Annotated in this window: 16 protein-coding genes; 9 read left to right on the forward strand and 7 right to left on the reverse strand. The window is 68.2% G+C overall.

The features are described from left to right. Positions 1-6: 6 nt before the first annotated feature. The 5 genes from gyrB to dnaA form a co-directional block, all read right to left on the reverse strand. Complete coding sequence (gene gyrB, locus FHX68_RS08990) at positions 7-2,058, reverse strand: DNA topoisomerase (ATP-hydrolyzing) subunit B (protein ID WP_141379395.1); 2,052 nt, start codon at positions 2,056-2,058, stop codon at positions 7-9. 122 nt (positions 2,059-2,180) lie between these two features. Then, positions 2,181-2,666, reverse strand: a complete 486-nt coding sequence (locus tag FHX68_RS08995; protein ID WP_141379397.1) for a DciA family protein — start codon at positions 2,664-2,666, stop codon at positions 2,181-2,183. Then, positions 2,659-3,855: a DNA replication/repair protein RecF gene (gene recF / locus FHX68_RS09000; RefSeq protein WP_141379399.1), complete on the reverse strand. Its 1,197-nt coding sequence runs from the start codon at positions 3,853-3,855 to the stop codon at positions 2,659-2,661. The genes FHX68_RS08995 and recF overlap by 8 nt, the downstream gene beginning before the upstream one ends. Positions 3,856-3,930: 75 nt before the next feature. Further along, positions 3,931-5,094, reverse strand: a complete 1,164-nt coding sequence (gene dnaN, locus FHX68_RS09005) for a DNA polymerase III subunit beta (RefSeq protein ID WP_141379401.1) — start codon at positions 5,092-5,094, stop codon at positions 3,931-3,933. A gap of 454 nt (positions 5,095-5,548) precedes the next feature. Continuing rightward, positions 5,549-6,973 carry a chromosomal replication initiator protein DnaA gene (gene dnaA / locus FHX68_RS09010; protein ID WP_141379403.1) on the reverse strand — a complete coding sequence of 475 codons (1,425 nt, stop codon included), beginning with the start codon at positions 6,971-6,973 and terminating at the stop codon, positions 5,549-5,551. Positions 6,974-7,245: 272 nt separating this feature from the next. Between dnaA and rpmH the strand changes: the two genes are divergently transcribed. The 9 genes from rpmH (at position 7,246) to FHX68_RS09055 (ending at position 12,987) form a co-directional block, all read left to right on the forward strand. After that, positions 7,246-7,383 carry a 50S ribosomal protein L34 gene (gene rpmH, locus FHX68_RS09015; protein ID WP_005054680.1) on the forward strand — a complete coding sequence of 46 codons (138 nt, stop codon included), beginning with the start codon at positions 7,246-7,248 and terminating at the stop codon, positions 7,381-7,383. A gap of 11 nt (positions 7,384-7,394) precedes the next feature. Then, complete coding sequence (gene rnpA / locus FHX68_RS09020) at positions 7,395-7,733, forward strand: ribonuclease P protein component (RefSeq protein WP_141379405.1); 339 nt, start codon at positions 7,395-7,397, stop codon at positions 7,731-7,733. Continuing rightward, complete coding sequence (gene yidD, locus FHX68_RS09025; RefSeq protein ID WP_141379407.1) at positions 7,730-8,116, forward strand: membrane protein insertion efficiency factor YidD; 387 nt, start codon at positions 7,730-7,732, stop codon at positions 8,114-8,116. Before rnpA ends, yidD begins: the two co-directional genes overlap by 4 nt. Before the next feature lie 3 nt (positions 8,117-8,119). Next, the gene (yidC, locus tag FHX68_RS09030) at positions 8,120-9,343 is read left to right on the forward strand and encodes a membrane protein insertase YidC (protein WP_229661440.1); all 1,224 of its coding nucleotides are present in this window, start codon (positions 8,120-8,122) and stop codon (positions 9,341-9,343) included. Positions 9,344-9,363: 20 nt separating this feature from the next. Beyond that, entirely contained in the window at positions 9,364-9,885 is a 522-nt protein-coding gene (locus FHX68_RS09035) for a Jag family protein (protein ID WP_141379434.1), read from the forward strand. Positions 9,886-9,929: 44 nt separating this feature from the next. After that, positions 9,930-10,556 carry a 16S rRNA (guanine(527)-N(7))-methyltransferase RsmG gene (gene rsmG, locus FHX68_RS09040; protein WP_141379409.1) on the forward strand — a complete coding sequence of 209 codons (627 nt, stop codon included), beginning with the start codon at positions 9,930-9,932 and terminating at the stop codon, positions 10,554-10,556. Positions 10,557-10,680: 124 nt separating this feature from the next. Beyond that, positions 10,681-11,613 (forward strand): ParA family protein, encoded by a 933-nt coding sequence (locus FHX68_RS09045; protein WP_141379436.1) that lies wholly within the window; start codon positions 10,681-10,683, stop codon positions 11,611-11,613. Then, positions 11,613-12,617, forward strand: a complete 1,005-nt coding sequence (locus FHX68_RS09050) for a ParB/RepB/Spo0J family partition protein (RefSeq protein ID WP_141379411.1) — start codon at positions 11,613-11,615, stop codon at positions 12,615-12,617. Before FHX68_RS09045 ends, FHX68_RS09050 begins: the two co-directional genes overlap by 1 nt. A 28-nt stretch (positions 12,618-12,645) precedes the next feature. Continuing rightward, on the forward strand, positions 12,646-12,987 hold the full coding sequence (locus FHX68_RS09055; RefSeq protein ID WP_141379413.1) for a tryptophan synthase subunit alpha: 342 nt from the start codon (positions 12,646-12,648) through the stop codon (positions 12,985-12,987). A gap of 42 nt (positions 12,988-13,029) precedes the next feature. On the opposite strand, the gene trxA is transcribed toward FHX68_RS09055, so the two are convergent. Further along, a complete protein-coding gene (gene trxA / locus FHX68_RS09060; protein WP_141379415.1) occupies positions 13,030-13,353 on the reverse strand; it encodes a thioredoxin in 324 nt (107 codons plus the stop codon). Between the two features lie 69 nt (positions 13,354-13,422). Next, complete coding sequence (trxB, locus tag FHX68_RS09065) at positions 13,423-14,427, reverse strand: thioredoxin-disulfide reductase (protein WP_141379438.1); 1,005 nt, start codon at positions 14,425-14,427, stop codon at positions 13,423-13,425. Positions 14,428-14,442 lie beyond the last annotated feature (15 nt).

Consider the following 14,442-nt stretch of genomic DNA (forward strand, 5'->3'; position numbering starts at 1 on the left):
CGTCTCTCAAATGTCCAGGAACCGGACGTCTTTGGCGTTTCGCTGGATGAACCCGCGGCGCGACTCGACGTCTTCACCCATGAGGATGGAGAAGATCTCGTCGGCCGAGGCCGCATCGTCGATCGTCACCTGGCGAAGCGTGCGCGTGTCGGGGTCCATCGTGGTCTCCCACAGCTCTTTGGCGTTCATCTCGCCGAGACCCTTGTAGCGCTGCACGCCGTTGTCCTTCGGGATGCGCTTGGCGGCGGCGGCGCCCGCCTCCAGCAGCGCGTCGCGCTCGCGGTCGCTGTACACGTACTCGTGCGGGGAGTTCGACCACTTGAGGCGGAACAGCGGCGGCATGGCGAGGTAGACGTAGCCCGCCTCGATGAGCCCCCGCATGTAGCGGAAGAGGAGGGTGAGCAGGAGCGTCGTGATGTGCTGGCCGTCGACGTCGGCATCGGCCATCAGCACGATCTTGTGGTACCGCGCCTTCGTGACGTCGAAGTCTTCGCCGATGCCCGTGCCGAACGCGGAGATCATCGCCTGGATCTCGGTGTTGCCGAGCGCACGGTCGAGGCGCGCCTTCTCGACGTTGAGGATCTTGCCGCGCAGCGACAGGATCGCCTGCCGCTCCGGGTCGCGACCCGACACGGCCGAGCCGCCGGCGGAGTCGCCCTCGACGAGGAAGATCTCCGAGATGGACGGGTCCTTGCTCGTGCAGTCCTTGAGCTTCTCGGGCATCGAGGCCGACTCGAACACGCTCTTGCGACGGGCGGTCTCGCGGGCCTTCCGTGCGGCGAGGCGCGCGGTCGCGGCATCCACCGCCTTCATGATGACGCGCTTGGCCTGCACGGGGTTGCGGTCGAGCCAGTCGGTGAGCTGGTCGCCGACGACCTTCTGCACGAACGCCTTCGCCTCGGTGTTGCCGAGCTTGGTCTTCGTCTGTCCCTCGAACTGCGGCTCCGACAGCTTCACGGAGATGACGGCGGTGAGACCCTCGCGGATGTCATCGCCGGTGAGGTTGTCGTCCTTCTCCTTGAGAAGGCCCTTCTCGCGCGCGTACTTGTTGATGTACGTCGTCATCGCGGCGCGGAAGCCCTCTTCGTGCGTGCCGCCCTCGTGCGTGTTGATCGTGTTCGCGAAGGTGAAGACGTTCTCGGTGTAGCTCGTCGTCCACTGCATGGCGAGCTCGAGCGAGATGTGCCGCACGGTGTCCTCGGCCTCGACCTCGATGATCTCGTCGTTGACGACATCGGCCTTGCGGATCTTGTTGAGGTACTCGACATAGTCGACCAGGCCGCGCTCGTAGTGGAACTCGTCGTGCGGCTGACGCTCGACCGACTGGCCGTCCTCGGTGTCGACCACGTACGCGGACGACGGACGCAGGTCGCTCAGCGTGATGCGCAGGCCCTTGTTCAGGAATGCGGTCTGCTGGAACCGGGTGCGCAGCGTGTCGTAGTCGAAGTCGACCGTCTCGAAGATCTCGGCGTCGGGCCAGAAGGTGATGACGGTGCCCGTCTCGACCGTCTCTTCGCCCTGGGCGAGCGGCGCCTGCGGCTTGCCGCCGCCCGCGAACGATTGGCGCCACACGAAGCCCTGGCGCCGGATCTCGACGTCGAAGCGGGTCGACAGCGCGTTGACCACCGACGAGCCGACGCCGTGCAGGCCGCCCGAGACCGCGTATCCGCCGCCGCCGAACTTGCCGCCGGCGTGCAGCACCGTCAGCACGACCTCGACCGTCGACTTGGTCGGGTCGGACGCGTGCGGGTCGACCGGGATGCCTCGGCCGCGGTCGATCACGCGGATGCCGCCGTCGGGGAGGATCGTCACGTCGACGAGGTCGTTGTGCCCGGCGAGCGCCTCGTCGACGGAGTTGTCGACGATCTCGTACACGAGATGGTGGAGGCCGCGCTCACCGGTCGAACCGATGTACATGCCGGGGCGCTTGCGCACCGCCTCGAGGCCTTCGAGCACCTGGATGGCGTCGGCCCCGTAATCGTTCTCGACTTTGTGTGCGGGCGGCGTGTGCTTCTCGGGAAGCTCTTCGGGAACGCTGTCGGGGGTATCGGACGTCATAGGTTTCGAGCGCTCCCGGGTCGATAGTCAGGGTCGATCAAGTCTATCGTGTTCCGGGCCGCTCCGTCGGCTGAATGGCCCTGTGCCGCGCTGGAATCGCGTCGGATGCCGGTGGACGTGGCTCAGCCATAGGTATCGCGAGGACCGCGCCCTGGAACGGCTCTGGGGCCCCATTTCCAGGAGGGGACGTCGGGGCCGACGAAACGGACGTTCTCGACGCCGGCCTCGGGGAAGCGCCGGATCAGCTGCGTGACGATCTCGCCGCGCATGAGTTGCAGGTTCTTCGCCCATGCCGTCGAGTCGCACTGCACGGTCAGCAGTCCGCCCTCGAGGGCGACGGGGCGGGCGTGCCGGGCGGTCTCGGCGCCGGTCACCTCCTCCCACTGCAGCACGAGGTCTTCGCGGGCGAGCTGCGAGTCCCAGCCGGACTGCCGGGTGAGGTCGCCGAGCACGTCGCCGAGGCCCTTCGGGTCGCGACCGGGCGCGAACGGGAGCTTGTCGTCGTCCTGCTCGGCTCGGCGCCTCCGTCGGCGGGCGGCACGGGGCGATGGGTCGAGGCCGCGCAGGCGCAGGTAGGTGCCGATCGTCTCGGGAACGTCGTCACTCATCGGCATCCTCCGCCTGGATCGTGCCGGCGACGACCCGCACCGTGCGGGCGCGGAGCGCCTCGGGCACGTCGTTCTCGACGGCGGCGGTCACGACGACCTGCTCGAACCCGCCGACGAGGGCGGCGAGGCGCGCCCGGCGGTCGGCGTCGAGCTCGGCGAACACGTCGTCGAGGATGAGGATCGGGTCGCCCAGCTGCGACTGCGCACGCAGCAGCTGCGCCGAGGCGAGCCGCAGCGACAGGGCCACCGACCACGACTCGCCGTGCGAGGCGTAGCCCTTGACCGGCAGCCCGCGCACCCGCAGCAGCAGGTCGTCGCGGTGCGGGCCGACGAGCGTGAGGCCACGGTCGAGCTCGGCGGCGCGCTTGTCGGCGAGGGCGGCGCGGAACTGCGCCTGGATCTCGGCGGTCTCGGTCGACGCGGCGGGGGCGGTCGCCGGGCCGGTGCCCGCAGCGCCGGACGGTGCGTCGGCGTCGTCTTCGGGGTCGCGGCCGCCGATCGAGAGCATCCATTCCAGTTCGGGGCGGTGGTCCTCGCCGGCGATCGCGGTGTACGCGTCGGCGACGGGGCCGGCGAGGTCGGCCGCGAGCGCGAGGCGTGCCCGGATCACCTCGGTGCCGAGCTGGACGAGCTTGTCGTTCCAGACATCCAGCGTCGACAAGGCATCGCCGCGGATGCCTCGCGCTCGCGCCGACTTCAGCAGCGCGGTGCGCTGCTTGACGACCCGGTCGTAGTCGGCGAGCACGCCCGCCATGCGAGGGGCGCGCTGGATCAGGAGCTGATCGGCGAAGCGGCGGCGCGCGGACGGGTCGGCGCGGACGATCTGCAGGTCTTCCGGCGCGAACAGCACCACCTGCGCGTAGCGCGGGAGCTCGGCGGTCTTCACCCCCGCGCCGTTCACCCGTGCCTTGTTGCTGCCGGTGCGGTTCAGCTGCGCCTCGAGCAGCACGCGGCGTTCGCCGTAGGCGAGGCGCATGCGCACGACGGCCGCGTCGGCACCGTCGCGCACCATCGGGGCATCCTGCGACACGCGGTGCGAACCGAGCGTCGCGAAGAAGCCGATGGCCTCGGCGAGGTTCGTCTTGCCCTGACCGTTCCGGCCCACGAACACGTTGGCACCCGCGCCGAGCGCCACGTCGACGGCCGCATAGTTGCGGAAGTCGACGAGACTCAACTGCTCGACGATCACCGAATCAGCCTCCCACGAAGGTCGGACCCGCGACCTCGGTGCGGCCGGCGACGGACGGGTCGTCAGCGGAACGGATCAGCGCAGCAGCAGGTTCGGCTGCAGCAGGTACTTGAAGCTCACCGCGTTGGCGTCGCCGCCCGAGGTCTGCGGCGTGATGAGCACGGGGCTGAGCTTGTTCGCGTTCTCGCTCGAGGTGAACGTGATGCGGGCGAACTCGCTGCGGACGGCGCCGAGCGCCTCGAGGAGGTACTGCGGGTTGAGGCCGAGGGTGACCTCCTCGCCGGCGAGGGTCGCGTCGACCGACTCGGTCGCGCGGGCCTGCTCGGTGCCCGAGGCATCCATCGACACGCCGTCCTCGGTGAACGTGAACCGCAGCGGCGCGGAGCGGTCGAGCACGAGCGACACGCGGCGCACGGCTTCGGCGAGGTCGGACGTCGAGACCACCGCGTAGTGGTCGGTCTGCTCGGGGAAAAGGCGGCGGACCGGGGGAAAGTTGCCCTTGATCAGCAGCGAGGTGACGGTCTTGTTGCCCGAGGTGAAGGCGATGATCTCGCGGTCGCCCGAGCCCGAGAACGCGACCTGGATGTCGCCGGAGTGCGCGAACGTCTTGCCCACCTCGGTGAGCGTGCGCGCCGGCACGAGTGCCGTCGTGGGCTCGTCGCCCGAACCAGTGCCGCCGTGGTCGCCGAAGTCCCACGAGACCTCGCGCAGCGCGACACGGTAGCGGTCGGTCGCGACGAGGCTGAGCTGCGTGCCGGCGACCTCGAGCTGCACGCCCGTGAGCACCGGGGTCACATCGTCGCGGGAGGCGGCGAAGGCGACCTGCGCGATCGCCGTGGCGAACTCCTCGGCGGGAACGAGACCGGATTCGCCGGTGACCTCGGGGATCGCGGGGTATTCCTGCACCGGCATGGACGCGAGCGTGAACCGCGCCGAGCCGCAGGTGAGCACGATCCCGTCGTCCTCGCCGACCTCGATCTGGATCGGGGCGTTCGGCAGCCGGCTCGCGATCTCGGACAGCAGACGCCCGTGCACGAGGATCGTTCCCGGCTCGTCGACCGTCGCCTCGATCGTCGTGCGGGCGGATGCCTCGTAGTCGAACGCGGCGAGCGAGAGTCCTTCGTCGGATGCCTCGATGAGTACACCGGCCAGGATCGGCTGGGGGTTGCGCTGCGGCAGGAGCTTGACGACGAACGACACGGCCTCGCTGAACACGTCGCGATTCACGTGAAACTTCACTGGCGCTCCCTTGAGATCGGCATGGGCGTCTCCATGCTAGTGCCCGACCCGGTGATTCTCGCAGGGCGGGTTCGCCGCGCACCGGTCGCCGTCATGGTGATCGAACCGGGATTTTCTGAGAGAAATATTTGTCATGGTGTTAACGGCTGTGGAAACTGTGGATAACCGGCGCGATGCCGCTCGGGGAGCGGGAACCACACGCGTGTAAGTTGTGGGCGGGCTGCGGATGCCTGTGTTCTCCTGGCCTGGAGCGGGGCGCCATGACATCCGTTCGTCCACAGGATCGGTCGATCCGCTCACAGTTGTCCGACGACGACACGAAGTTATCCACAGCCTGTCCACACTGTGCAGAACGCGCATGATGGGGCAGACGCGGCGCAACTGTCAAGTGGAGCGCGGCGCGCCGCGTCACAGGGGGTCGAAGCGAGGTTGCCGCGACGTCGCCGCGCGGGGGTCAGCGGGACGCGCGACCGAGCTGCGTCGTGATCTCGGAGACCTGGTTGTAGATCGATCGGCGCTCTTTCATCAGCTGCGCGATCTTCTTGCACGCGTACATCACCGTCGTGTGGTCGCGATTGCCGAACAGCTGCCCGATCTTCGGGAGCGAGAGGTTCGTGCGCTCGCGGCACAGGTACATCGCGATCTGCCGCGCTGTCGCGACCGACTGCGAGCGGCTCGAGCCGTAGAGGTCGTCGACCGACAGCCGGAAGTACTGCGCCGTCGCGGCGATGATGTCGGTCGGCATGATGACGTTGGCGTCGTCGGTGTCGACGATGTCGCGCAGCACCGTCTGGGCGAGCGAGATGTCGAGGTTCGAGCGGTTGAGGCTCGCGAAGGCCGACACGCGGATGAGCGCGCCCTCGAGCTCGCGGATGTTGCTGGAGACCTTCGTTGCGATGTACTCGAGCACCTCGTCGGGGACGAGCAGGCGCTCGGACTGCGCCTTCTTGCGCAGGATCGCGATGCGCGTCTCGAGGTCGGGCGCCTGCACATCGGTGATGAGACCCCACTCGAAGCGGCTCCGCATGCGGTCTTCGAACCCGGTGAGGTGGCGAGGCGGCACGTCGCTCGTGATCACGACCTGCTTGTCGTGGTCGTGCAGCGTGTTGAACGTGTGGAAGAACGCCTCCTGCGTCTCGGCTTTGCCCTGCAGGAACTGGATGTCGTCGATCATCAGGATGTCGACGTCGCGGTAGCGGGCCTGGAAGGCGGAGCCGCGGTTGTTCGCGATCGAGTTGATGAAGTCGTTCGTGAACTCTTCGCTCGAGACGTATCGCACGCGGATGCCCGGGAACAGGTCGATCGCGTAGTTGCCGATCGCGTGCAGAAGGTGCGTCTTGCCGAGGCCCGAGTCGCCGTAGATGAACAGCGGGTTGTAGGCCTTGGCGGGGGCCTCGGCGACGGCGACCGCCGCCGCGTGCGCGAACCGGTTGGACTGGCCGATGACGAAGTTGTCGAAGGCGTACTTCGGGTTCAGGCGCGTGTCGCTGCGCGAGGGCGCGGCGACCGGGTCGGGCGTCTCGTCGACCGCGGGCCGCACGATCGGCACCGCGGAGAGGGTCGCCCCCGACTGGATCGGGATCGGCGCCGTCAGATGCGCGTCGATCAGCTCGGGGTTGACGACGACGCGGAAGGTCGTCGCGGCCGGCTCGGCGTCGACGTGCGCGATGGCCTCCATGATGGGGCCGCGCAGGCGCTTGTTGAGCGTGTCGGCGGTGAGCGAGTTCGGCACGTCCAGGTACAGGGTGCCGCCCATCACGCCCTGTGCGACGGCGAGGCTCAGAAACCCCTGCATCTGGGGCGTGACGCGCTCATCGCCGTCGAGGTGCTCCAGCACGGCCGTCCACACCGGGACATCCGGAACATCGTGCTGAGACATCGAACCCCCTGTGGATAACTACCCGAGCCACGGTAACGAGGGACCTCGCCGAGAGCAAAATCCACTGTAGTTCCGGGCCGCGTTTCCCTGCCAGTGTGCATCCACAGGCGGTGGATAATGACTTGTTCGCCGAGCCTCCCGCGTCGCTGGTTTGAGGTCTCGGCCGTCTCGACGTATTCTTAGTCGGTTGACTTATGCCCACACGGGCAGTCCCCTGTACCTGTGTCCCCGGTCTAGAGCGTTCGGGTGACCGCCGATCCGGAGTGATCCTCATGAGCAAGCGCACGTTCCAGCCCAACAACCGTCGCCGCGCCAAGAAGCACGGCTTCCGCGCCCGCATGCGTACGCGTGCCGGTCGCTCGATCCTGTCGGCGCGCCGCGCCAAGGGTCGCACCGAGCTCTCGGCCTGACCTCTTTCACAGTGCTGGCGCGCGGGAATCGCATCACCCGCGGGGCGGAGTACAAAGCCGTCGTCCGTGGGGGTGCCCGGTGCGCCGCCGCACACACGGTGACCTACGTGGTCGCCACCGCCGAAGACCGCCCAGCGCGGTTCGGCTTCATCGTCAGCAAGCAGGTGGGATCGGCCGTGACGCGCAACACCGTGCGGCGCCGGCTCAAGGCGGTCTGCGCCGAGGCACTCCCGCAGGTGCGGCCGGGCGCCGATGTCGTCATCCGCGCTCTGCCGTCGGCGGCCGCGGCCGATTTCGCCGCCCTCCGCACCGAGGTCACCCGCTGCCTCAGCCGGCGAGCAGCCGCGTGAGCGCGGCCACCCTGCCGTCGTACTCCGTCGGCACCGGGCATCTGGAGGCATCCGGCGTTCTCTCCGCCGTGCCGCTCATCCCCCGCAATCTCGGGCTCGCGGTGCTGCAGGCCTATCGCACGGTGGTCTCGCCCCTCTACGGCGACGTCTGCAAGTACTATCCGTCATGCTCGGCCTACGCCGTCGGCGCCGTGCAGCAGCACGGGCTGCTGAAGGGATCGGCGCTCACCGCCGCCCGCCTGGCGCGCTGCCACCCGTGGGCGCGGGGCGGCGTGGATGATGTGCCGCTGCACCGCCACTTCCGACACGAACTGACCCGGTACGGCTTCGTCGTGCCCTCCACTGACGAGGCATCCGTGGGTTCCTCGCCGAGAAAGGACTGATCCGTGCTGGATCTTCTGTACCGCGTGGCCGCCGCCACGCCGACGCCGGTCGTGCCGACGCCGACGACGCCGGCCCCGTCGACGAGCCTCGACTTCTTCAGCACCATCATGTGGCCGTTCAAGTGGATCGTCGAGGCGATCCTCGTGTTCTGGCACTGGATCTTCACGTCGCTGGGCCTGCCGGCCGATGCCGGCCTCACCTGGGTGCTGTCGATCATCGGCCTCGTGGTGGTCGTGCGCTCGGCGCTCATTCCGCTCTTCGTGCGGTACATCAAGGGCCAGCGCAAGATGATGGAAATCACCCCTGAACTGCGAAAAGTTCAGGAGAAGTACCGCGGCAAGAAGGATCAGCTCTCTCGCGAGGCGATGAGGCGCGAGACGATGGCGCTGTACAAGAAGCACGGCACCACCCCGGTCTCGAGCTGCCTGCCGATGCTGGTGCAGATGCCGATCCTGCTCGGCATGTTCTACACGCTCTCCGACGTGAAGAAGCACGCCGAGTGGGGTGTGGGCGGGGTCGGGCTCCTCAACAAGGAGCTCACCTGGCAGTTCTACGAGGCGAAGCTGTTCGGCGTCGCGCCGCTGCACACGAGCCTCATCGAGGCCGTCAACCAGAAGCCCGACGGCTGGGAGGCGACGGTCACGATCCTCGTGATCCTCGTCATCCTGATGATCGCGTCGCAGTTCATCACGCAGCTGCAGATCATCTCGAAGAACCTCTCCCCCGAAGCCAAGACCGGCCAGGCCTACCAGATGCAGCGCATCATGCTGTACATCCTGCCGCTGGCCTTCATCTTCTCGGGTGTGTTCTTCCCGCTGGGTGTCGTGCTCTACTGGTTCACCTCCAACATCTGGACGATGGTGCAGCAGTTCCTCGTCATCCGGAACCTGCCGACGCCCGGTTCCGAGGCCGCAAAGGCTCGTGAGGAGCGGCTCGCGCGCAAGGGCAAGGCGATCGACGCGCAGGGCAAGATCGTGCCCCTCGAGAAGTACCAGGCCGAGCAGCAGCGTCTGTACGAAGAGGCGCAGCGCGCCAAGGAGCAGGCACCGAAGCGTCAGCAGCCCACCGGCAAACAGCGCGCGAAGAAGCAGGCTCAGAAGAACAAGCCGGCGAACGAGCCGAACAAGCCGGGCGCGGCGAACGAGCCCAAGAGGCCGGGGACCGGCGAGGCGAAGCCCGGCGGCGGCGCGAAGCCCGGCGACGCCGAGCCGACCGACAACGCCTGACCGACGAAGCGAGGACGATGATGAGCACCAACGCCGACCAGACCAGCACCGACGTCGCGACCGACGCCCGCGCGGTCGCCACCGTGGAGCAGCTCGAGCAGGAGGGCGACGTCGCCGCCGACTACCTCGAGGGGCTGCTCGACATCGCCGATATCGATGGCGACCTGACCCTCGATGTGCGCGCCGGCCGGGCCTACGTGTCGGTCGAGAACGACGACCAGGACGCCCTTCGACTCCTCTCCGACCCCGACACCGTGCAGGCGCTGCAGGAACTGACCCGCATCGCCGTGCAGACGCAGACCGGTCGGTTCTCGCGGCTGATCCTCGACGTTGGCGGGTCGCGCGATGCGCGCCAGCTCCAGCTGGAGAAGCTCGTCGACCGCGCGATCGCACGACTCGACGAGGGCGCGTCGCAGGCATCCCTGCCGGCGATGTCGAGCTACGAGCGCAAGCTCATCCACGACATCGTCGCCGATCGCGGGCTCGTGTCGGAGTCGTACGGCGAGGGCAGCGACCGTCACACGGTCATTCGTCGCGCCTGACCGCGCCGACGTCACCCCGTCAATGTTTCACGTGAAACATCGCCATGATCGAGACTGAGCCCACCGAGGCCTCCGCCGTCTTCGGAGAGAACCTCGAACGCGCCCGCCGGTTCACGGCGGCGCTGGGCGAGCACGGTGAGGAGCGCGGGCTGATCGGTCCGCTCGAACCGGCGCGACTCTGGTCGCGACACATCCTGAACTCCGCCGTCGCCGCTCCGCTGTTCGCGTCCGGTGCGCGTGTGGGCGACGTGGGATCGGGTGCGGGACTGCCTGGAATCGTGCTGGCGATCACGCGCCCCGACGTTCAGTGGGTGCTGATCGAACCGATGGAACGGCGCGTGACCTGGTTGCAGGAGCAGAAGGATGCCCTGGGGCTGGACAACGTCGAGATCGTGCGCGCTCGCGGCGAGGAGTGGACCGAGGGTGCGGTGCTCGACGCCGTGACCGCACGCGCGGTGAGCGCCTTGAAGACGCTGATCCCCCTGACGGCGCCGCTCGTGCGCGTGGGGGGTGAGTTGGTCCTGTTGAAGGGCGCGAACGCGGCCAACGAGATCGACGCCGCCGCAAAGCAGATCAGGAAGTACGGCCTCGACGACATTCGCGTCGAGGTGGTCGGTGACGGCGTGATCGCCGAGCCGACGCGCGTGGTCCGGGCGACGCGCACGCGCTGACCGGATGTTTCACGTGAAACATCGCGAGGGGCCGCAGTCCTGATGTTTCACGTGAAACATCGCGTGAGCTGGTGGGGGTGGTCTCGACTACAGTGGAGTGGTTGGCGAAAGACAGGAGTTGATGGTGCCGGAATCGGAGAAAGCGACCTCTCCCGCACCCTTCTCTCTCGACGACAGTCCCATCGCCCGTGAACTGGCCGATCTCACCTCGCGCCGCAAGGCGCTCGAGGGCATCTCGTTCGATTTCACCGGCGACACCCGCGTTCTGACGATCTCCAATCAGAAGGGTGGCGTGGGAAAGACCACCACGACCGTGAACATGGCTGCCGCCCTGGCATCCCTCGGTGCACGCGTGCTGGTGATCGACCTCGACCCGCAGGGGAACGCCTCCACGGCGCTCGGTGTGCCGCACACCGCCGGCATCCCCAGCATCTACGATGTGCTGATCGACGAGTTCCCGCTCGCCGACATCATCCAGACGAGCCCGGAGTCGCCGAACCTCTTCTGTGCGCCCAGCACCATCCACCTGGCCGGCGCGGAGATCGAGCTGGTCTCGCAGGTCGCGCGCGAGCATCGCCTGCGCACCGCGCTGGAGGAGTACCTCGCGACCACCGAAGATCGACTCGACTTCGTGCTCATCGACTGCCCACCGTCGCTCGGGCTGCTCACGATCAACGCCTTCACGGCCGCCGGCGAGCTGATGATCCCGATCCAGTGCGAGTATTACGCGCTCGAGGGTCTCAGCCAGCTGCTCGGGAGCATCCGGATGATCCAGAAGCACCTGAATCCGGCGCTGCACCTGTCGACGATCCTGCTCACCATGTACGACGGGCGCACACGCCTCGCACAGCAGGTCGCCGACGAAGTGCGCGCGCACTTCCCGAACGAGGTGCTGCACACCGTCATCCCCCGCTCGGTGCGCGTGTCGGAGGCGCCGAGCTTCGGGCAGACGGTCATCGCGTACGACGGCCAGTCGGTCGGCGCGGTCTCGTACCGCGAGGCCGCGGTGGAACTGGTGCATCGACAGCAGTCGGCAACGAAAGAGGGAGCACTCTGATGGCGAAGCGAACCGGACTGGGCCGGGGGATCGGCGCGCTGATCCCGACCACCGAGACCGCCGAGGCGCGGCCCGTCGACGTCTTCTTCCCGGGCGCTTCGTCGACGGTCCGCACCAGGGCGGGTGCCACGGACGTCGTGGATGCGACAGACACCCCGGATGCCCCGGATGCCGCGACCGCCGACCTCGTCGCGGTTCCCGGGGCGCGGCTCGTCTCCGTCGACCCGAACGAGATCATGCCGAACCCTCGGCAGCCGCGGACGAACTTCGACCCCGACGACCTCGCCGAGCTCGTGCACAGCATCCGCGAGTTCGGTGTGCTCCAGCCGGTCGTCGTCCGCACCAACGAGGACGGCGCCTACGAGCTGATCATGGGCGAGCGGCGCACGCGCGCCGCACGGGAGGCGGGTCTCACCTCGATTCCGGCGATCGTCCGCGACACCGCCGATGAAGACCTCCTGCGCGATGCGCTGCTCGAGAACCTGCACCGCTCGCAGCTGAACCCGCTCGAAGAGGCGTCGGCCTACCAGCAGTTGCTCGACGACTTCGGCATCACCCAGGAGCAGCTCGCGACCCGTATCGGCCGGTCGCGTCCGCAGATCAGCAACACGATCCGCCTGCTCAAGCTGCCCGTCCCGGTGCAGCAGCGCGTCGCGGCGGGGGTGCTGAGCGCCGGGCACGCGCGCGCGATCCTCTCGCTCGACGACGCGACGTCGATGCAGCGCCTGGCCGACAAGATCGTCAACGAAGACCTCTCCGTGCGCGCCGCCGAGGCGGCCGCGAAGACCGCGGATGCCGGTGACCACCGCGCCCTGCGCCCGAAGGCCGGCGCCCGTCGCGCCCACCTCGATGACGTGGCGGAGCGGCTCGGCGACCGGCTCAACACGAAGGTCAAGATCTCGCTCACCGCAAGAAAAGGCCAGATCAACATTGATTTCGCCACGATCCAGGATCTCAACCGGATCCTCGCCGAACTTGGCGAAACGGAGTACGGCGCGCTCTGACCGGCGCGAGCCGACGTAGGCTGGAGGGGTGACCGACCGCCCCGCCCTGCCCCGACGCGCCAGCCTCGAGCTGCTGCGCGCGGAGGCATCCGATGAGCTGTCGGTGCTCATCGAGGAGCGCATCCGCGACGGCGAAGACCCGTGGGACTTCATGGAGGACCTGCCGACGGTCGACGAACTCGTCGTGCTGACCCTGCGTGCGGAGAACATCGCCGCCGACGGCGGCAACCGGCCGACGGTCGCGCGCAACTACCGCGTGCTGCGGCAGATCTCGCTCGACTACCCGGCGCTCACGGGCGCGGTGTGGCGGCTGCTCGGCAGCGAGCCGCACCGCACGTGGGATGCGTCGGTGCGCGTGGAGGCGTCGTAACAGCGCTCCACGCGCACCTGTGCGGTGCAGAGAGGCGGATCGTCAGCCGATGTAGGCGGCGAGGTCCTGCTCGAGCGCGAACTTCGGCTTGGCGCCGATGATCGTCTTCTCGACCTGACCCCTGTTGAACACCTTCATCGCCGGGATCGAGGTGATCTGGTACTCCATGGCGAGGTTCGGGTTCTCGTCGACGTTGAGCTTCAGGACGGTGAGCTTGTCGCCGTTCTCGCTCTGGATCTCGTCGAGGATCGGGCCCACCATGCGACACGGTCCGCACCAGGCGGCCCAGAAGTCGACCAGCACGGGACCGTCGGCGTCGATGACGTCCTGCTGCCAGCTGCTCTCGCTCGTTGCCTTCGCAGTCATGTTCTTCTCCTTACAGAAGCGGTAATCGCTACAACAGGGATGCGCGCGGGATTGTTCCGCGAGGCCCGGTCAGGCCGTGGCGGTGTCCGCGTCGCCGTCGGCGTCGGTGAGGTGGTCGATCTCCGAGGCATCCGGAGCGGGGGCACCGGCGTCGCCCAGAGCGGCGAGGTAGTGCTCCACGTCGAGCGCGGCGGTCGCGCCGCTGCCGGCGGCGGTGACGGCCTGGCGGTAGGTCGGGTCGACGACGTCGCCGGCAGCGAATACGCCAGGCACCGAGGTGCGCGACGAGCGCCCGTCGACCCACACGGTGCCGTGCTCGGTGATGTCGAGCTGGTCGTGCACGAGGTGCGTGCGCGGGTCGTTGCCGATCGCGACGAAAACGCCCGTGACCGGGAGTTCCCGGGTGGATCCGTCGACGGTGTCGCGCAGCAGCAGGCCCGTCACCGCGTCGTCGCCGACCACGTCGACGATCTCGCTGTTCCAGACGAACTCGATCTTCTCGTTGGCGAACGCGCGGTCCTGCATGATCTTCGACGCGCGCAGCTCGTCGCGGCGGTGGATCACGTAGACCCTCGAGGCGAACTTGGTGAGGAAGATCGCCTCCTCCATGGCCGAGTCGCCGCCGCCGACGACGGCGATCTCCTGCTCGCGGAAGAAGAATCCGTCGCAGGTCGCGCAGTACGACACGCCGTGGCCCGACAGGCGCTGCTCGCCGACGACGCCGATCTTGCGCGGCGCCGACCCGGTGGCGAACACCACGGCAGGCGCCTCGTGCACCGCGCCGCTGCCGAGCGTCACCGTCTTCGTCCGACCGGTCAGGTCGAGCGCGGTGACGTCGTCGTAGAGCACCTCGGTGCCGAACTTCTCGGCTTGCTCCTGCATCCTCGCCATGAGGTCGGGGCCCTTGATGCCCTCGGGAAAGCCGGGGAAGTTCTCCACCTCGGTGGTGTTCATCAGTTCGCCGCCGGCTTCGACGGAGCTCGCGATCAGCAACGGGCTGAGGTTCGCCCGCGCCGCGTAGATGGCGGCGGTGAACCCCGCGGGTCCGGAGCCGATGATGATGACCTGTCGCACGTGCTTCCCCTTCAT

Origin of the sequence: Microbacterium lacticum, from assembly GCF_006716815.1 — a bacterium.
GTDB classification, from domain to species: Bacteria; Actinomycetota; Actinomycetes; order Actinomycetales; family Microbacteriaceae; genus Microbacterium; species Microbacterium lacticum.